The organism is Nocardia sp. CS682 (assembly GCF_004634405.1).
GTDB lineage: Bacteria > Actinomycetota > Actinomycetes > Mycobacteriales > Mycobacteriaceae > Nocardia > Nocardia ninae.
Window position 1 is genome coordinate 5,452,226 of record NZ_CP029710.1, and the last position, 18,852, is coordinate 5,471,077.

Sequence of the window (18,852 nt, forward strand, 5' to 3'; positions counted from 1 at the left end):
CATTCTTCATCAGGTTTTCAAGCATCGGAGAACGGCGCGCACGTCCGATTTCCTTTCCCCCACTGCGGTGCGCGGCCACGTGATTCAACGGACAGCTACTCCGCAGATAACTCTACTGCCTCGACGGTGCTCCAGCCCATGAAATAGGGGGCAACAATCCTTTTAAATACCGCGAAACAGGTTATAGCCGTTGGCTATTCATGTCCTCCGGTGCAGGACCATGATCGACGCGCACGATGAGCCGTGCGCCTACCGGCGTCTCGTTCCGCTCGACGCGCACCGGGTCGGCATCCGTCATCGAGCACCGAAAGCAGTGCCGCAACCCGGAGCAGCAACCATTCAGATTCGGGTAAGAATCCATCCGGCAACACCGTGCCCGTCAGAGCCGCACCGTGCCTCGGCCCGATCCTGGCAGCGTCGGCGTTCGGCTACAGGAGCGCGAAGCCGAGCGTGAAGGCACCCGCGCACACTGCGACGACGACGATCAATGCGACGGCGTCGCGGCGACCGGGCGAGCTGGGGTAGGCCGCGAGTTCGCCGGTGCCACCGCGCGCGGTGATCGCCTCGCCGAGTTCGCCTGCGCGCCGGGTGGATACGGCCATGGCGGCGGTGAGGATGTCGATCAGCGGGTTCTCCGTGGCGAGGGCGACCAGGGTGTTCTTGGGGCGAAGTTTGCGGGCCGCGCGCAGCACCCGGATCTCCTCCATCAGCAGCGGCAAGCCCCGCAGGGTAAGTGCGACGACCACGGCCCATTCATCCACGGGCAGCTTGAGTTTGCGCAGTGGCGCACCGAGTCTGGCCAGCGCGGGGGCGATATCGCTCATCGGCGTCGTCCAGGCGACCAGGAACGACGTGGCGACCAGCAGCAGGCCGAGCACCACCGTCTGCGCGTAGCGCAGCACCGCTTGGCCGTCCACCGCGGCGTTGACCAGCCCGCCGATCCCGAGCAACCCCCAGAACCACCAGGGCAGGCGCGGCAGGGTGCCGAGCGGAATGCGCGCCAGCACACCGATGAACACCAGAAACGCGACCATCACGCCGAGTACCGGCCAGGTCGGCAGAAACATGAGCAGACTGATCAGGAACGCGCCGATCATCTTGGTGCCGGCCCACAGGTCGTGCACGGGGCTCTGCACCGGAACCCGGCGGAACAGCACAACACTCATGCCTGCACCTCGCTGACGCTCGACTCCGAAATACGCGGTGACACGACTCGCTCACTCATGATCGACCTCCGTGCTCGATCCGCCATGCGGGTTCGCCCGGCCGGGGCGGTGGTGCCGCAGTGCGGGAATCACGCTCGGGCGCAGGGTTATCGGCTGCGGGTGCGGCGTCGGGCACCGCGCCGTCGGCGAGTATCCGGCCGGACCGCAGGTGCACCGTCCGGTCGCACACCGTGGACATGTCCTCCACATCGTGCGAGATGACGATCAACGTCAAACCGGAATCGCGCAGCCGCGCAAGCAGTTCCACGATGTCCGCCCGCCCTTCGGGGTCGAGCCCGGCCAGCGGCTCGTCGAGCACGACCACCTGCGGATGGCTGGCCACGATCGCGGCGAGCACCACTCGTTTCGCCTGCCCGCCACTGAGTTCCTCGATCGACCGCGCGGCCAGCGACCGATCCAACCCCACCGCGTCCAGTGCCCGGCCGACGGCCCCGGACCCGGTGGCCCGCCCGCCCCAATCCGCGATCTCGGTGCCGACCGTCTGCTTCTGTAGTTGCAACCGGGAATGCTGGAACGCCAGCCCGACCCGGCCGAGCTGCTGGGTGACCGCCTTGCCGTCGAGTTCGCAACGGCCCGAAGTCGGTTCGACCAGTCCGGCGATGATCCAGGCCAGCGTCGACTTGCCCGAGCCGTTGCCGCCGACGATGAGCAGCGCCTCGCCGCGGCGCACCGTGAGGTCGACCGAGTGCAGGGCCGCGGCTTCCCACGGTGTGCCGCGGTTGTAGGTGTAGCCGACGTCGCGCAGTTCGAGCAGCGGCTCACCCATTGGCCTGCGCCGCACGTCCCGGACCGGCCGCGGCCAGGCGGCCAACCGGTCGACCGCGCGGCCCTGCGCCAGGTGCACCACCCGGTCCGCCGCGGCCGCGTCGGCCTCGTGGTGGGTCACCAGCACCACCGCCATCCCGTGGCGTTTCGGCAGTGCCGCAAGCAGTTCGACGAGTTCGCGGCGCCCCTGCGGGTCGATCATCGAGGTGGCCTCGTCGGCGATGAGCAGTGCGGGTTTCCGGGCGAGGGCCGCGGCGACCGCGAGCCGCTGCTGCTGGCCGCCCGACAGGGCGGCGGTCTCCTTGTCGCCCATGCCGTCCAGTCCGACCTCGCGCAGCAGTCCGGCGACGTCGACGTCCGCGGCGAGTTGCGCGGGCAGCCCCCACACCACATCGTCGGCGACGAGCACGCCGAGGGTCTGGCTCTCCGGCCGTTGCAACACCAGCGCGGTGCCGCCGAGGTGCCCGAGCCCCGCGGAACCGGGGCGCTGCACCGTTCCGGTGGTGGGCGGCAGTCCGGCGAGCAGCCGGGTGAGCGTCGACTTGCCGGAGCCGTTGTGCCCGACGACCGCGACGAACTCGCCGAGGTCCACGGTGAGGTCGATGTCGCGCAGCGCGTCGCGCACCGCGCCCGGATAGCGGAATCCCGCCCCGCGCAGGGTGACCGGCAGCGGCGCGATCGCGCGATCGTCCGGCGGCGCGTCGAGCCGGTCGTGCCCGGGCAGCCAGGTCAGCCGATCCAGCACCGAGCCGAGCACGAACCAGGAGAAGAGCGCGGTCGCCACCATGCCCGTCACCACTCCGCCGCCGACCCAGATCCACCACCAGCGCAGCACGGAATCGGTGACGTCCACGGCCGCGCGCCCGAGCGGCGCCAGCTGTTCCTGGCGGTCGGCGAGTTCCTGGATGCCGCGCGAGGTGTTGCGGACGGTGTCGAACAGCAGGTTTCTGGTGGCGGAGAGCAGTTGCAGCATGCCGACCGCGAAGCCGGCCCAGACCAGGCCGGCGAGGGTGGAAAGCCCGAGCACCGCGCCGATCCCGCCGCCGCGTCGTTTCGTCGTGCCGATGATGCCCGCGATGGTGGCCGTCGCCATCAGCCCGGTGGTGGCCAGCAGGCCGGTCGCGACGAAGGCGACCACGGTCGCCGCGACGGCGGCGGTGACCAGCGCGCGCAGCCGGTAGCGCTGCGCGAGCAGCCCCATCGGCACCGCGGCGACCAGGTTCAGCGCGGCCGCCAGCGGGATCACCGAGCCGACGGTGACCAATCCGACGGTGGCACCGCCCAGCACGGCGCCGAACGCCAGCTCGATCGGTCGCAGCGGCCCGTGTTCGGCCGTGCCGTCAGCTATCGGGCGTCCAGTCACGGCACAAGTCTGCCAGTGCGCGCGGGCGGTCAGGGTGCGGGCGCGTCCCGGGGGCACCCCATTCGGTGGCCGTCATGCGGCCGGAGTGAGGGTGTAGTCGGCCGGGTCGAGCCTGCGCAGCCTGCGGCGATAACTGGTCTGCGAGCCGGGCCAGTTGTTGGTGATGCGGCCCGCGGCGTTGCGGTACCAACTGGCACAGAAGTTCCACGGCGTGCGGGCGAGGCGTTGCTGCAGGGCCTCGTTGAACCGTGCCTCCTGATCGGCGCGAACCTCCAGCGTGTGCCCTGGGTGCCGACCGAGCAGCTCGACCGCCTGGCGGATATAGCGGGCCTGCGATTCGATCATGTAGATGATCGAGCCGACACCGAGATTGGTGTTCGGCCCGTAGACGAGGAACAGATTCGGAAACTCCGGCACCGTGACGCCGTAGTAGGCGTGCGCTCCGTCGGCCCAGACGTCGGACAGCTTGCGCCCCGCACGGCCGTAGATGTGCATCGGCCAGAGGAACTCGGTGCCCTTGAATCCGGTGCCGTAGATAATCACGTCGACCTCGTGCACGGTGCCGTCGGCGGTGCGCACGCCCTGCGGCACCACCTCGGTGATCGCGGTGGTCTCCACCCGCACGTTCGGCTGCGTCAGCGCGGGGTAGTAGTCGTTGGAGAACAGGGCGCGCTTGCAGCCGATCGGGTAGTCGGGGGTGAGCTTGGACCGCAGCGCGGGGTCGGCCACCTGCTTGCGCAGGTGACGCGTGGCGAGCGTCGCCACCAGCCTGGCGATTGCCGGAAACTCGACGAGGCCGAGCGAGACGAACTCGGCGATCGACCACCAGCCGAAGCGCTCGACCAGCAGCGCGCCGGGCAGCCGGGCGAACAGCCGGTGCTGGATGGGCGAGTAGTCGGTGTCGAACTTGGGGATCACCCACGCCGGCGTGCGCTGGAACAGGGTGAGCTGGTCCACCTTCGGCTGGATCTCCGGGATGTACTGGATGGCGCTGGCGCCGGTGCCGATGCAGGCCACGCGCTTGCCGCGCAGTTCGACCCTGTGGTCCCACTCGGCCGAATGGAACGCCGCACCCGCGAACGTGTCGAGGCCCGCGATATTCGGCAGCGCGGGCCGCGACAGCTGGCCGACCGCCGAGATCAAGACGTCGGCCGTCCTGGCGGTGCCGTCGGCGGTGCGGACGGTCCAGCGGCCGGTGGTGTCGTCGAATTCGGCATCGGTCACCTCGGCGCCGAACCGGATCGTGTCGAACACGCCGTTGCGCTCCGCGACGCCGCGCAGATAGGCGTGGATGGACGCGCGCCCGGAGTAGCGCTGTGGCCAGTCCGGTTTCGGCTCGAACGAGAAGGAATACAGCGGGGACGGCACGTCGCAGGCCGCGCCGGGATAGGTGTTCTCCCGCCACACGCCACCGAGGTCGGCGGCCCGCTCCAGGATGGTGATGTCGTCGAAACCGTTGCGGCGCAGCTCGATCGCCATCCCGATGCCGCCGAAGCCCGCGCCGATGATGAGGACCGATGGCCGGTTGCCCGCTGTCATGTGACACTCCTCACAACACCCAAGTTAGTTCCACTGTAGGGGGCGTCCGGATAACCGATCGAGAAATTCGGCCATAGAGCACTTGCGGGTCGCGAATGCGCGAGGCCGCTTGGAGCGCTTGCGAGTCGCGGATGCGCGAGGCCGCATACTGTCCGCTGTGGAGCGGGTGCAGGATCCGGGGATCCGTGACTGGAACTTTCCGCGCGGGATAGCCAGCGTGGCGCTGATGGTCGGCTATGCCGCCGAGCACGGCGTGTCCGCCGGGCGCATGCTCGCCGGAACGGGGTTGTCCGAGTCATTGCTGCGCGACCCGGACGGGCAGATCGACGCGCATATCGAACTGGCCGTGGTCCGCAATCTGGTGCGCGAACTCGCCGACCGGCCCGCGCTCGGCGTGGAGGTCGGCCGCCGCTACCGGATCACCACCTTCGGCATCTTCGGCTTCGCCTGCGTCAGCAGCCCCACCCTCGGCGAGGCGATCTCCTTCGCGCTGCGCTACCTGGAGCTGAGCTTCACCTTCTGCCTGCCCGTCGGGGAGTGGCGGGCGGGGGAGTTCGTGGCCTGGGTGCACGACGAGCTGATTCCGGCCGATGTCCGGCAGTTCCTGGTCGAACGGGACGTCACCGCCATGCATCAGGTGATGAGCGACCTGCTGGGCAGGCAGCTGCCGCTCGCCAGGGCCGAGTTCCGTTTCGCGGAACCGGCCTACGCCGACCGGCTCGAAGAGGTCACCGGTGTGCGCCCGCGCTTCGGGCAGCCACGCAACCTTTTCGCGATCGAGCCCGCGGTGCTGGATCAGCCACTGCCGCAGGCGAACGAGCAGACCTGGGCCATGTGCCTGGCCCAGTGCCGGGAGCTGGTGGATCGCCGCCGGGCCCGCACCGGCATCGCCGCCGAGGTGCGCGAACGCCTGGTCCCCGGCGGCGCCGACGGCTTCGCCGCACCGCCCGGAATCGACTCCGTCGCACGCGATCTCAATATGAGCACGCGCACGCTGCGCCGCCACCTCGACGCCGCGGGCACCAGCTACCGCGCGCTGCTCGACGAGGTGCGCCGCGCGCTGGCCGAGGAGATGCTCACCGCGACACCGCTTTCGGTGAGCGATGTCGCGATCCGGCTCGGCTACGCGGAATCGTCGACGTTCATCTACGCGTTCAAGCGCTGGACCGGCGCGACGCCCGCCGCCTATCGCCGCGAACAGGCCGTGCGGCGCTGAGCGGTTACCCGCCTTCGCCGCGTCCGCTCCGGCTGCCCGAGTAGGCGAATTCCCTGACCTTGCCGACGATCTTGGGCAGCAGTTCCACGCCGTCCGGATGATTGAGCATCGGGTCGAAGTAGTCCGTCCGATGGTCCGCGGACTCCGAGAGTCGCAGCGTCAGCTCGGCGAGGCGCATGGTCGCCCCCGTCACGCCGCTCGCCAGCAGGGTGAACGAGATCGGCTGCTCGCGCAGGTGCTCGGTCATCTCCGCCAGCGACGCGGAGGCGGGCTGGCCGGTGTCCGGTTCCGCGAAGAACCACAGCGGCGCGGTCTTGCCGACCCGATAGGGCATCAGACTGCCGTACCTGGCGCGAACCCAACCACGAGCGGGCGTGATCAGGAACTTGCTCAGCGATCCGCCGCCGGTGGTCGCCAGCGCGAAATCCCACGGCTCGTCGTGGCGATCCAGCACCCGGAACGCCAAGCCGAGCACATCCGGCAGGCTGCCCGGCGTGCCCGCGCCCTTCGACAGACGCGCGATCACGGCCCGCTCGCCCGTGCCGAACAGGTGCTCGTACTCGCTTTCCGCATGTAGCCGCCCGGACAGGTGCAGGCCGTCGGGGTGAAAGACCCTGGCATGGCGCAGCTTGGCTCCAGCGGCGAAGGTACTACGCACTACTGAAGCGGCGAGATCGGTCATCGGAGTTCCTTCGCATCGAGGGGAACTGTCATCCCTCGACTGCCCGGAGCCCGGGCGGCTAAACGGCCGGGCCCGGCTCAGTTCGGCGCGACGCCGAGCCAGCCGCCCATCGGGATGCTGCGGAAATGTGTTGTCAGGCTGTGCCTTTCATCGATCATGTGCAGCGCGACGGCGGGGTCGGGCGCGTAGTCCATCACGTGGTCGGGCAGGTCCAGCTCCCAGATGCCACCGAGCACCGACGCGGTACTCGGCGCCACCAGCAGCGGACGCCCCGCGAATGTCGTTGTCGCCGCGGAGTGTGCGTGCCCGGTGAGCACCGCGACGATCCGCTTGTCGCCGGCGACCAATTCGGCGAACTTCTCCGGTTCCTGGAGCGAGATCTCGTCGACGATTGGGCTGAACAGGTACGCGGGCGGGTGATGCAGGGCGAGCAGCACCGGTTTGTCGGCCGGGGCGGTGGCGAGCACGTCGTGCAGCCAGGTGTAGGTCTCGTCGGCGAGCCGGCCGCTCGGTTCACCCGGAATGCTCGAATCCAGCAGTGCGACGGTCAGATCCCCGATCCGGTGCGCGTGGTTGATCGGCGCGGTCGAGGCCGCTTCGCCGAGCAGCGTGCCGCGAAAGGCGGCGCGATCGTCGTGGTTGCCGGGGATGGCGTACACCGGAATGTCGATGTCGAACGCGAGCCTGGCCTGGGCGTACTGATCGGGCTTGCCCCCGTCGGTGACGTCGCCGGTCACCAGAATCGCGTCCGGCCTGCGGCGCAGGCCGCTCAGAAAGGTCATGACCTGCTCGACCCGTTCGGCGTTGCGGGCGCCGAGATCGAAATGTGTGTCGCTGACCTGAGCCACCAGGATCATCGGCGTTCGCTTTCTCTGGGGGATCGCTCCGTTGCGTCAGAGTGTGCCCGCCTCCCGTGCGCGGCACGTAATAAGGCTAGTTGACCTGCGTGTTACGCGTCGCCATGAGGCTCACCACCAGCGAAAACCTGCGCGGCGGTCTGTGTGCGTGCTCACGGCGACTGTTCTTCGACGTGCGTCGCCAGGGTCTGCAGCGAGCGCAGGAACACGCGCCGATCCGCCGCGGGCAACTCCGAAAGCAGGCGATTCTCCACCTCTTGGATATCGGCCTGCACCCGGTCGCGCAGGCTGCGCCCGGCCGCGGTGATCGACACGAGATTGACGCGCCGATCCGCCGGATCGGGTTCGCGCCGGATCAACCCACCCTGTTGCAGCTCGTCGAGCACCGGGATGATGCGGGTCTTGTCGGCATTGATCGACCTGGCCAGCGCGGCCTGGGTGTACACGGGTTCCTTGCCGAGCCCGAGCAGCACCGCGTAGCCCCACATGGACAGTTCATATCGTTCGAGCACAGGCAGTTCCGCCGCCATGAGCGCCCGCATGAGTGGGGCCATCATCGCGGCGAGATCGGGACGATGAGGTTGCGGCATGGGAAGAAAATACTGCTTGGCAGATGATAAGCATGAGCCTATGATAGGCGTGTACGTACTATTTGGGCCTAGTAGAGAGCAGCCATAGATGGCGACCGATTCGGATACCAGCGCGGAACTGCGCACCCTCGACGCGCTGATGAGCGACGTCGATCTCATCGCGTTGAACGAGCAGGCGGTGCGGACGAGCATCGGCCTGGTCGAGCAATTGACCAGTGCGGACCTGAGCAAGCCGACGCCGTGCGCCGATTGGACGCTGCACGGCCTGTTGACGCACATGATCGCTCAGCACTACGGATTCGCCGCCGCGTCCCGTGGCGACGCCGACCCGATCCAGTGGAAGCTACGTCCGCTCGGTGCGGATCCAGTGGCGAGTTATCGCGCCGCCGCCGAGCACGTCATCGCGGCGTTCGCCGAACCCGGCGTGCTCGACCGGAAGGTTCCACTGGTGGAGTTCAGTACCGACTTCGAGTTCTCCGGAGCTCAGGCGGTGAGCTTCCACTTCATCGACTATGTCGTGCATTCCTGGGATGTGGCAAAGACTTTGGGGTTGCCGGTGCACTTCGACGACGACCTTCTCGATGCCGCGTTCCCGGTGGCGGAGGCGGTTCCCGGCGGCGAGATCCGGCTGGCGCCCGGTGCCGCATTCGGCCCGGTGGTGCCGTCATCGAGTGCGGATCGGCTGGACCGGATCGTCGCGATGCTCGGTCGGTCGCCGGAATGGCCGCACTGACCTAAGCGCCGCGCAGCAGCTCGCCCGCACGGCGCAGCAGGTCCGCGGGTTCGTTCGGCTCGGCCTGGATCGGCCGCCAGAAGTCCGCGTCGGGTGTCGCCGCCAGTGCGAGTTCCGGCGGGGTACGCCAGTCCGCCGTCAGGCCGAGCCGCCACGAATGCAGGTAGGTCCGCTCATGTGCGCCCGACTTGTCGAACAGCGGGTCGCCGACGATGGGGTGGCCGATCCAGGCCAGCTGCACCCGAATCTGGTGGCGGCGACCCGTGATCGGGCGCAGCGCGAGCACCGCGTAGTCGTCGCGGCGCAGCACCGTGGCGAACTCGGTGCGCGACGGATAGTTCTTGGTATCGAGCAGATCGGTGTCGGCGACGAACCATCGGTCCGCGTCGCGGCGAATGCTCTCCCGCGGCGCCGCGATGCGGACCCGGTTCTTGCGTCCGACGCTCAGCGGCAGGTCGATCGTCCCGGTGTCGGGCAGCTCGCCCGGTGTCACGATGGCGAGGTAGGCCTTCTCGGCGGTCTGCTTGTTGAACTGCCTGGTCAACTGGCCGTGCGCGCCGAGTTCTTTGGCCAGCAGCACCAGTCCGGAGGTCACCTTGTCGATGCGGTGCACCGGATAGAGCGTTTCGCCCGCCGCGGCGGCCATCTCGACCAGGTCGGTGTCGTGCCGCTCGCCCGTGACGGAGATACCGGCGGGCTTGTGCAAGGCCAGGATCGCCTCGTCTTCTTCGACGAGGAATCGCGCGCGCAGCTCGGACCAGTCCATTTCCACTGGAATGAGCTTAGGTCGCGGCCGGCACCGCGCTCGAAGCGGTGCTCAGTGGTTCTTCTCGTTGCGCCGCAGGATGTGCGGGCGCAGCCGATTGAAGCCGCGGACGCGGACGCTGCGCAGGTTCTTGATCAGGAACTCCGGCTCGCCGTCCAGCGCCGCGGCGGCCTCGTCATCGATGAGGACCGTGCCGGGCCGGGCGACACCGGTGAGCCGGGACGCGATGTTCACGACCGAGCCGTACAGATCGCCGAACCGCTGCAGCACCGCGCCGTAGGCCACCGCGACGCGTAGTTCCGGTGTGCCGCCGACCATCATGGTGGACTCCTGGATGGCCAGCGCGATACGTGCCGCATTGGCCGCGCTGTTCGCGGCGAACATCACCTCGTCGCCGACATTCTTGACCACCCAGCCGCCGTTCTCGGTGATCGCGGCGGTCGTGGTGGACTCGAACGATTCCAGCAGCAGCGAGAGCTCGTCGGGGTGCAGGTGCCTGGTCAACCGGGTGTAGCCGACCATGTCCGCGAAGCCGACCGCCAGCTCGCGCACGGTGTCCCCGGCGGAGGTGCCCGGATCGAGCGACCGCGAGAGCGCGGCGGCGAGGTGGCGGCGCCAGGCGTAGGTGTTGAGCTGTTCGAGGGTCGCGATGGTGCCCTCGGTGGCGGTACGCACGGTCTCCTCGGGGTCGGCGCCGGGGTCGGCCGCGGCGATGCGCTCGCCGATCTCGGCGAGCACCAGGTCGACCTGCCACTCCGCGAGCCGCGCCATGCCCTGGCCGAGGGTGCGCGCGGTCGCCGCCTGTTGCCGCGAGTCGGCCGAGGCCAGCACGTTCAGGTCGCGGAAGTTGCGCAGGGCCGCGATGTCGGCGTCGGTGTAGTCGACGGCGTCGTCGTCCAGCCCGGCCGGGAAGCCGAGGGCGGTCCACAGCCGCTTGGTCAGCGCCGTGGTGGTGCCTGCCTGATCGGCGACGTCGGTGCGGCTGTACTGCCTGGCCCCGTCCAGCAGATACGACTCGACGATCGACTGCACCAACTCGGACTTCTCGGTGGGCACCATGCCCGTACCTTACGACGACCGTGGCGCTACTCGCCGCAAACACCGCCACCATTGGGCCACCTCACAGCGGGCGGCCCGGTCGGCGTGTCCCGGGAACGGTTGACCGCGTGTCAGCCGAGGCGCAGCCAGCGGCCGAGCGAGGGCACGCCGCCGGTGTCGACGGCGAAGATCAGGTACCAGCCCGGCGGCGCGAGTGCGGGGTTGTCCGGCAAGGTGATGGTCACCGAATCCGGTGCGGTGCTGGTGAATTCGAGGTCGACGAGGCGTTGCTCGTTGTCGCAGGAGTGGGTGCACGCGCAGGGGCGGACGAGGTTGATCTCCCGCAGCGTCGCGGCGCTGGTCGCGGTGACGGTCGCACCGTACGTCGCGGACTCGGCGCCGAGCTGGAGCTCGGGCTGGTCACCCTGGAAAAGGTAGGGCGGCCAATACATTTCGATGCGCAGCTCTTCGGTTTTGCGGGCCGGATTGGAGCCCGCGGTGATCACCTTGCCGTCCGGGGTGAGCAGGGCGACGGAGTGGTAGAGCCGGGGGACGCGGCACTTCGCGGTGTGCATCCAGCGGCCCGCGGCAGGGTCGAAGATCTCGGCGTGCGGCGGCGCGGCGTGCGCCATCTCCTCCATGCCCGAGCCGCCCGTGGCCAGCACGGTCCGGTCCGGCAGGATGACCGCGCTCAGATGCATGCGGGCGTGGTCCATCGGCGGGCCCGGCTGGTAGACGGGGGTGGGGCCGGAGCAGTCGACGATCCGGGTGTCGGCCAAAGCCGGTGCGGGACTGTGCATATCGAAGCCGCCGCCGCCGAGGATCATCACCCGCTGCTGCTGTGCGGGTGGCAGCAGCACGCTGGCGGATTGGTTGCGCGAGCCCGGATCGGCCAGGCCGGGCACCTCGGTGGTCGCGCCGGACGCCGGATCCCAGATCGACGGCCGCATACCGTTGTTGCCGCCGTACTGGCCGCCGGTATAGAAAAGGCGGCCGTCGGCGAGCAGCACCAGATGGCCGTACATCGGGATGGGGCCGGGAACCGGCAGCTGCGACCAGGTCTGGGTCGCGGTGTCGAAGAGTTCCGGCACCACCGAAAGGAAGTTGTCGGCGCCGAGGCCCGACACCGAGACCACGTTGCCGTCCGGCATTGTGACGAGCGAGGGGTACCAGCGGCCGAAAGCCATGTCCGGCATGCGGTTCCAGGACAGCGCGGCGGGGTCGAAGATCAGCGCGTCGGGCAGGCCGTAGAACGGGTCGTAGCGTTCGGTGCCGCCCGCGGCGAGCAGCCTGCCGTCCGGCAGCATGGCCTGGCCGACGCAGAACAGGTCGATCGGCGTGTCCACCGAGTCCAGGCCGGGATTCGGGTAATGCCATACGCGCGTGCGGAAGTCGTGTGCGTGGTGGCGATCGGGGTCGTTGCCCGAGCCGGCGAAGAACAACACGTCGCCGGTGTGCAGCAGCGCGGCGTGCACCGGATTGATCTCGGTACCGAAATCCAGGATCCGCCACACGCCCATGTGCGCGGCGTGCATCAGGTCGGTCTCCAGCTCGACCACCCGCAGGTAACCCGCGTTCTGGCCGGGCAGCGCGTCGATGGTGAAGACGACCAGCTCCGGCGGCGCACCCGGGTGCGTGAGTAAAGCCGTTGCGGCGCCTTGATTTTCGGTGAACCCCCAGTCGGGCACCGTGGACCACGTGCTCCAGCCGTCGACCGCGTGACCGGAACCGTCCAGCCCCCAGCCGATGGTGTACACCCCGACATTGCCCTCGACCGGATTGTCCACCGCGAACACGATCAGCTCGGGCCGCCCGTCACCGTCCAGATCCGCGACAGCGAGGCCCGCGCCCTGGTTCTCCCAGCCGTACCAGTCGGGCACCGCGAGCCACGGCGTCCACTCGGCCACCGATCCGTCCGCCCCCAAGCCCTTGGCCAGCCGGAACTGGCCGCTGTTCTGGCCAGGCGGGTTGTCCACGGTGAGCAGGACGAGCACCGGTTGTCCGTCGAGCACGGTGAGGCAGATGTCGGCGCCCTGGTTTTCCCAGCCGAACCAGTCCGGCACCGGCAACCACGGCGTCCAGCCACCGGTCACCGTGCCGTCGGCGGCCAGGTCGCGGCCGATCCGGTAGTAACCCTGATTCTGGCCCGGCGGGTTGTCGACCAGGAAGATGACGAGGTCCAGCTGTCCGTTGCCGGAGAGATCGGCGAGGGCGATTCCCGCGCCCTGGTTCTCCCAGCCGAACCACTCCGGCACCTCCAGCCACGGCCCCCAGGTGGGCACCGAACCGTCGGCCGCGAACCCCGAGCCGACCCGGTAGAAACCGGCGTTCTGCCCCTCCGGGTTGTCCACCATGAACACCACGACATCGGTGTTTCCGTCGCCGTCGATATCCGCGACCGCGACGCCGCAATCCTGGTTTTCCCAGGCGAACCACCCCGGGACGGGAACAAATTGTCCAGCCACATTCCTATCGTCGTCCGTCGCGGCCGATCCGGCGAGACCATCCTTTCGTGGTTACCGAAAAACGGGGGCGTAGCCCGGAGTGTGCTGTGCTGGGCCGTGGGTACTCGACCGTCGTGGATCACTCGAAGGCACCGCTTGTAGACGCACTGGCCGAGTACCACCGACTCGGCCGTTACGGCTTCACGCCGCCGGGACACCGGCAGGGACGAGGCACTGACCAGCGCGTTCTCGACGCGCTCGGCGCGGACGCGTTCCGCTCCGACGTGCTGGCCACGCCGGGGGTCGATGATCGCCTGTCGCGTGGCGGATATCTGAAGGATGCTGAAAAATTGATGGCCGACGCCGTCGGCGCGGAGACTGCGTTCTTCTCGACCTGCGGCAGCTCGTTGTCGGTGAAGGCCGCCATGATGTCGGTCGCAGGCGGCAGCAAGGGCGGCCTGCTCGTCGCCAGGGACAGCCACAAATCGATCGTCGCCGGCCTGATCTTCTCCGGCGTGCAGCCGCATTGGATAACGCCGCGATGGGATGCCGAGCGGCACTTCTCGCACCCGCCATCGCCGGAACAGGTGCGCAAGGCCTGGGACGAGCATCCGGACGCGGCGGGTGCGCTGATCGTGAGCCCCAGCCCGTACGGCACCTGCGCGGACCTCGCGGGGATCGCCGAGGTGTGCCACGAGCGCGGCAAGCCGCTGATCGTCGACGAAGCCTGGGGCGCGCATCTGCCCTTCCACCCCGACCTGCCGACCTGGGCGATGGATGTCGGTGCCGATGTCTGCGTGGTCAGCGTGCACAAGATGGGCGCGGGCTTCGAGCAAGGCTCGGTGTTTCACCATCAGGGTGACCTCATCGACTCGAAACACCTCAGTTCTTGCGCGGACCTGCTGATGACGACGAGTCCGAATGTGTTGCTGTACTCGGCGATCGACGGCTGGCGCAGGCAGATGGTCGAGCGTGGTCACGAATTGCTCGACAGCGCACTGCAACTCGCCGAGCACGCACGCACCGACTTGGCCGCCATCGCGGACATCGAGGTGATGGACGAGGCGCTGTGCGGTGTCGAGGCATCCCACGACCTCGACCGCATGCAGGTCCTGATGGACGTATCCGCCACCGGCGCAACCGGTTACCAGGTCGCGGACTGGCTCCGCGAGCACCGGCGTATCGATATGGGGCTGTGCGATCACCGCCGGATCCAGGCCACGTTGTCCATCTCCGACGACAAGTCGACGATCGACACCCTGGTCGAAGCACTCGGTGCTTGGCGTGCACAACATGAGGTGCAGCCGGGTCCGCGCCTCCGCCTGCCCTCGCCTGAGGAGTTGCAGCTCGAGTCCGTAATGCTGCCCCGCGACGCCTTTTTCGCGTCGATCGATACGGTGCCGTTGGCGGAGTCCGCCGGTCGGATAGCCGCGGAGCAGGTCACCCCGTACCCGCCGGGCATACCGGTGATCGTGCCCGGCGAACAGATCGACGAGGCGGTGATCGAGTACTTGCGTTCCGGCGTCGACGCGGGAATGAACGTCCCCGATCCGGCGGACCCCGAACTGAAGACGATCCGCGTGGTCGCGCGCTGACCGATCGGTGCCGGGTCAGGCGGCGACGGGCACGGAACCCGTATTGCGCCAGACGGTTCCGCGACGTTCGTAGGCGATCAGTTGCTCCACGGCGTGCGCGACCTGCGGACCGAGTTCGCGTTCCAGCAGGTACAGGCCGACGTCCAGGCCCGAGGTGACGCCGGCACCGCAGATCAGGTCACCGTCGTCGATGACGCGGGCGTCCACCACCCGCGCCCCGGTTCGCGCCAGTGCCGCCATGCCCAGGGGATGCGTGGTCGCCGGGCGGCCGGTGAGCAACCCGGCGAACCCGAGTAACAGCGAGCCGCCGCAGACGCTCGCGACGGTGAGCCCCGGCCGATCCATGGATTGCTTCAGCAGAGCAGGCAGTTCGGTGTCGAGGGCTCGGACGAGAACGGCCAGCACGCTGTCCTCCCGGTGATCCTCCGCGTCCGTCGGCATCCGGCCCATCCCGCCGGGCACGATGACCAGGTCCGCGCGTTCCGGATCAAGCCGCCCGGTGGCCCGCAGCGACACCGGGGCTACGCCGCTGGGGACCTCCCGCGCGCCCGCTGCGGCGACCAGTTCGACCTCGAGCGCTCCACCGGTGACCGTGCCGCCCGCGCCGAGCACCTCGTAGGGCGCGATCACGTCCAGCGGATCGAATCCGTCGAACAGTACGAACTGTGCGAGCATCGAAAGTCTCCTTCTCGTCGGTGCTTACGACGCTAAGTGCAGCGCCGGTCCGCGAGAAGTAGCTCGCTTGTCAGGTTCCGACGGATTCTCGCCAGGTGGGCCTACTACCTGACGCGAGTGAGGAAAGCGTCGATGGCGGACCACATTTGGGGGTTGAGCTGGGTATGCGTCCCGGTGCCCGTGACGGTCTGGAAGTCGACCCCGTTGGCGGCGAACTGAGCGGCCAGTGCCGCGTGCAGCGGAGACGGGACCGTCGTATCGGTGACGTTGAGCAGCAACAGGATCGGGGCGTCGTAGCCGCTGGTCGGCACCGTCAGGTAAGACTCGTAAGCGGCCCGGACACGGCTGTCGGACAACGGCTTCGACAACAACTCGCCGATGCCGACACCCTCCACTCGCGCCTCGATCTCCGGCTTGCACATGGTGCCGATCTCATCGAGCAGCGTCCGCCCGGCCGGGCTCAGGTACTGGTCGAAGTCGATGTCGGGCCGAGCGGCTCGGAAGCCGGCGAAAATGCTCGACACGAAGCCAAGTGTTTCCGAGGTCCCCGGCACCGTCGGAATCGCGGGTCCCGCTATCGGCAGCACCTTTTCGACATCGGATTCCGGGTCGATCGCGATGGTGCCGCGGTAGTCGAGGTCCGCGGCGTAACTCGCCTGGAGGTGTCCGGTGCCCAGTGCGGCCTGGCCACCCTGGGAGGGGCCCATCGCCGCCCAGGTCCGGGACAGTTCAGGGTGCGCGGAGCGGGCGGCGCGCAGCAGATCGATGGTGGCCGTCGCCTCGGTCTTCAGCTCCAGGTACGGGTGCGGACCGGTGTCGAACAGGCCGAGCCCGAGATAGTCGGGGGCTACCACCGCGAAGCCCTGGTCGATCAGCCGCAGCATGATGTCGTCTTCCTCGGTATGCCAATGTGAGTGCGGCGCGGTACTCGGATCCGATTCGCCGCCGCACCCGCGCCCGAGGCCCGTGGTCCCGTGATCGAACGCGATGACCGGCCATCCGTTCGGCGGCGGCGTGCCCGTCGGCACGAACAGGGCCCCGCTGGCTTGCTGCGGCGTGCCGTCCGACCCGGCCATCCAGTAGGTGATGACCGACCCGTTCGGCATCGGCCGCCAGCCGTCGGCCTGCGGGATCGAGTCGATCAGCGTCCCCGGAGTTTCCGCGGTGGCCGGTGCGGCCTGGAGACCGAGCAGGATGCTTGCCGAGGCCGCGGCCAGGGCCACCGCACTCTTCCAACCACGAATAACGCGCATCGAAGACTTCTCCTTGTGCTGGGCCGACGACCAGGTGAAGAGCAGCTCAGGACGGGTGACGCAGGTACTGCGACGAGCGAAAGCAAACTACAAGCAAATCCACGGTACTCCGCCCTGCGTCGGGTCGTCGTACACCGTGGGGTCGAGTCGCCGCGGGTAGTCAGCGGGGTATATCCAACTCGATCGCGGCGGCCCGGAGTGCTTCGGCGGTCCGGGCCGCCGCGTCGCCGAGCGGGGACGGAAGGTGAGCCAGCAGCAAACGCCGCTGTTCCTGTGGGCCGCCGCGAACCGGCAGGATGCGCACGCCGGGTGGTGCGGCGGGAGCAAGGATGGCGGGGAGGGTGGTGAGTCCGCAACCTGCGGCGACCAAGTGGAGTTTGGCCAGCCAATCGCGTGCGGTGTGGGTGATTTCGGGGCGCTCGTCCAGTCCGGGCCAGACGCCCATCAGCCGGTCGTCCGTGGTGTTCGGCCCGGCGATCCACTGCTGGCCGTGCAGGTCGCCGACGTCGATGTAGTCGCCGCGCGCGAGTGGGTGCGTGGTGGGGACGGCTACGCACAGGCCGCGCTCGGTGAGGGTTTGCAGGATGAGCGCGGGAGACTCGGTATCCGGTGGCCGAAACGGTGGCTCGGAGCCGAGGAGAGCGAGGTCCACGCTGCCTGCACGCAAGGCGCGGACCAGTGCCGGTGTGCTGCCTTCCCGGCTCAGTACGGTGATGCCGGGATGGGTTCGGCGCAGTGCCGCAATAGCTTTCGGTAGCAGAGCGGCGCCCGCGCTGGGGAACCAGCCCACCCGCACCTTCGCTGTCTGGGCGGGCAGGCCGGACAGTTCGCGGGCGGTCGCGTCGATCTGCGCTAACACCGTGCTGGCTCGGCGCAACACGAGATGTCCTGCCGCCGTGAGTCTTACGCCGTCACGGCGGCGCTCGAGCAGTTCGGTGCCCGCCATCCGCTCGACCGACGCGATCTGCCGGGAGACCGCGGACTGGGTGTAACCGAGTGAGCCCGCTGCCGCGGTGAAGGTGCCCTGCTCGGCGACGGCGCGGAAGACGCGCAGCGCGGTCAGCGTGACGGCGGTGAAGTCCATGAGTTTTACGCATACCAGGTGTGCCTGACTTTCGTTGGACTCATGGCTGTGGCGTTCCTAGCTTGGAGTCATGAACGTCGGACGTATTGCCCTGGTGACCGGGGCGAATCAAGGTTTGGGGCGGGCGCTGGCCGAAGGGCTGGCGGCCCGGATGGACCCGGCTGATCTGGTGTTGCTCACCGGGCGCAATGCGCAGCGAGTTGCGGATGCCGCAGCCGAAGTGGCGGAGGCAGCCGGCACCCGAAGTCAGGTGCAGGGCCGGGTGCTCGATGTCGCCGATACTTCGGGCATCGCTGATTTCGCCGCAGAACTGCGGGACAGCTACGGCGGTGTGGACATCGTGTTCTCCAACGCCATCACTCGGCTCACCCCCGATCGGTCGCAATCGGCGATGGCCGATGAATTCATCGATGTCTCCAACGCCGCGACGCATGCCATCCTGCGCAGCTTCGGCCCGATACTGCGGCCCGGCGGGCGATTGCTCGTGGTGGCAAGCACATTGGGTGCGCTGGGGCATCTGCCTGAGCGACTGCGCCCACTGTTCGACGGTGCCACTCTCGACCAGGTCGAGGAGGCTGTCGAAACTTGGCGCAGCGCAATACATTCGAAGACCGCGCAGGAGGCAGGATGGCCGCGGTGGCTGAACGTGCCGTCGAAGGTGGCTCAGGTTGCCGCTGTGCGCGCGGTGGCCGCTGAGCGTCGGGACAGTGACTTGGTCAGTGGCACTTTGGTCGCCGCGGTGTGCCCCGGCATGGTCGACACCGCGACATCGCGGCCGTGGTTCAGCGATTTCAGCCATGCGCAGACACCGGCCGAGGCGGCTCGCGCTGTGCTCGATCTGGTGCTGACGCCGGGCGTTGATCCGGCGCTGTATGGCGAACTGATTCGCTTCGGTCAGGTGGTGCCCTGGTATTCCGGGAAGCCGCCTGTCGAGCAGGATCTTCTGCTTACTCCGTGAAGTCCTCGGCATCAGTCGAGCAAGACGGTTGGGCTCCCGGGGTTCTCGGTCGTCGAGGTGAGTCGAAT

General features: G+C 68.6%; 16 protein-coding genes. 4 read left to right on the top strand and 12 right to left on the bottom strand.

Features of this window, described 5'->3' with window-relative positions:
* Positions 1-428: 428 nt before the first annotated feature.
* The 3 genes from DMB37_RS24670 to DMB37_RS24680 all read right to left on the bottom strand — a co-directional run bounded on the left by DMB37_RS24670 (position 429) and on the right by DMB37_RS24680 (position 4,893).
* Positions 429-1,166, bottom strand: coding sequence for a CbiQ family ECF transporter T component (locus DMB37_RS24670; protein ID WP_135234710.1), 738 nt, complete (start codon positions 1,164-1,166; stop codon positions 429-431).
* Positions 1,167-1,221: 55 nt separating this feature from the next.
* On the bottom strand, positions 1,222-3,354 hold the full coding sequence (locus DMB37_RS24675) for an ABC transporter ATP-binding protein (RefSeq protein ID WP_135234711.1): 2,133 nt from the start codon (positions 3,352-3,354) through the stop codon (positions 1,222-1,224).
* 72 nt (positions 3,355-3,426) lie between these two features.
* Positions 3,427-4,893: an NAD(P)/FAD-dependent oxidoreductase gene (locus tag DMB37_RS24680; RefSeq protein ID WP_135234712.1), complete on the bottom strand. Its 1,467-nt coding sequence runs from the start codon at positions 4,891-4,893 to the stop codon at positions 3,427-3,429.
* A 157-nt stretch (positions 4,894-5,050) separates the two neighbouring features.
* Between DMB37_RS24680 and DMB37_RS24685 the strand changes: the two genes are divergently transcribed.
* On the top strand, positions 5,051-6,109 hold the full coding sequence (locus DMB37_RS24685) for an AraC family transcriptional regulator (protein WP_135234713.1): 1,059 nt from the start codon (positions 5,051-5,053) through the stop codon (positions 6,107-6,109).
* A 4-nt stretch (positions 6,110-6,113) separates the two neighbouring features.
* Here DMB37_RS24685 and DMB37_RS24690 read toward each other — a convergent pair whose 3' ends face one another.
* From DMB37_RS24690 to DMB37_RS24700, 3 genes are all read right to left on the bottom strand, one after another.
* On the bottom strand, positions 6,114-6,791 hold the full coding sequence (locus tag DMB37_RS24690; protein ID WP_135234714.1) for a phosphodiesterase: 678 nt from the start codon (positions 6,789-6,791) through the stop codon (positions 6,114-6,116).
* A gap of 77 nt (positions 6,792-6,868) precedes the next feature.
* Entirely contained in the window at positions 6,869-7,648 is a 780-nt protein-coding gene (locus DMB37_RS24695) for a metallophosphoesterase (RefSeq protein WP_135234715.1), read from the bottom strand.
* 152 nt (positions 7,649-7,800) lie between these two features.
* Complete coding sequence (locus tag DMB37_RS24700) at positions 7,801-8,238, bottom strand: MarR family winged helix-turn-helix transcriptional regulator (RefSeq protein WP_135234716.1); 438 nt, start codon at positions 8,236-8,238, stop codon at positions 7,801-7,803.
* Between the two features lie 88 nt (positions 8,239-8,326).
* Between DMB37_RS24700 and DMB37_RS24705 the strand changes: the two genes are divergently transcribed.
* Positions 8,327-8,971, top strand: coding sequence for a TIGR03086 family metal-binding protein (locus DMB37_RS24705; protein WP_135234717.1), 645 nt, complete (start codon positions 8,327-8,329; stop codon positions 8,969-8,971).
* 1 nt (position 8,972) lies between these two features.
* On the opposite strand, the gene DMB37_RS24710 is transcribed toward DMB37_RS24705, so the two are convergent.
* The 3 genes from DMB37_RS24710 to DMB37_RS24720 form a co-directional block, all read right to left on the bottom strand.
* The gene (locus DMB37_RS24710; RefSeq protein WP_135237808.1) at positions 8,973-9,737 is read right to left on the bottom strand and encodes an RluA family pseudouridine synthase; all 765 of its coding nucleotides are present in this window, start codon (positions 9,735-9,737) and stop codon (positions 8,973-8,975) included.
* 51 nt (positions 9,738-9,788) lie between these two features.
* The gene (locus DMB37_RS24715; protein ID WP_135234718.1) at positions 9,789-10,796 is read right to left on the bottom strand and encodes an adenylate/guanylate cyclase domain-containing protein; all 1,008 of its coding nucleotides are present in this window, start codon (positions 10,794-10,796) and stop codon (positions 9,789-9,791) included.
* Positions 10,797-10,906: 110 nt separating this feature from the next.
* Positions 10,907-13,240, bottom strand: coding sequence for a galactose oxidase-like domain-containing protein (locus tag DMB37_RS24720; protein WP_135234719.1), 2,334 nt, complete (start codon positions 13,238-13,240; stop codon positions 10,907-10,909).
* Positions 13,241-13,353: 113 nt separating this feature from the next.
* Here DMB37_RS24720 and DMB37_RS24725 point away from each other — a divergent pair, with 113 nt between their 5' ends.
* Positions 13,354-14,814 (top strand): aminotransferase class I/II-fold pyridoxal phosphate-dependent enzyme, encoded by a 1,461-nt coding sequence (locus DMB37_RS24725; protein WP_135234720.1) that lies wholly within the window; start codon positions 13,354-13,356, stop codon positions 14,812-14,814.
* Between the two features lie 15 nt (positions 14,815-14,829).
* On the opposite strand, the gene DMB37_RS24730 is transcribed toward DMB37_RS24725, so the two are convergent.
* The 3 genes from DMB37_RS24730 to DMB37_RS24740 form a co-directional block, all read right to left on the bottom strand.
* Entirely contained in the window at positions 14,830-15,489 is a 660-nt protein-coding gene (locus DMB37_RS24730; RefSeq protein ID WP_135234721.1) for a DJ-1/PfpI family protein, read from the bottom strand.
* Between the two features lie 104 nt (positions 15,490-15,593).
* A complete protein-coding gene (locus tag DMB37_RS24735) occupies positions 15,594-16,742 on the bottom strand; it encodes a lipase family protein (RefSeq protein ID WP_135234722.1) in 1,149 nt (382 codons plus the stop codon).
* Between the two features lie 160 nt (positions 16,743-16,902).
* A complete protein-coding gene (locus DMB37_RS24740; RefSeq protein WP_135234723.1) occupies positions 16,903-17,826 on the bottom strand; it encodes a LysR family transcriptional regulator in 924 nt (307 codons plus the stop codon).
* A 70-nt stretch (positions 17,827-17,896) separates the two neighbouring features.
* Here DMB37_RS24740 and DMB37_RS24745 point away from each other — a divergent pair, with 70 nt between their 5' ends.
* Positions 17,897-18,784, top strand: a complete 888-nt coding sequence (locus DMB37_RS24745) for an SDR family NAD(P)-dependent oxidoreductase (RefSeq protein WP_135234724.1) — start codon at positions 17,897-17,899, stop codon at positions 18,782-18,784.
* Positions 18,785-18,852 lie beyond the last annotated feature (68 nt).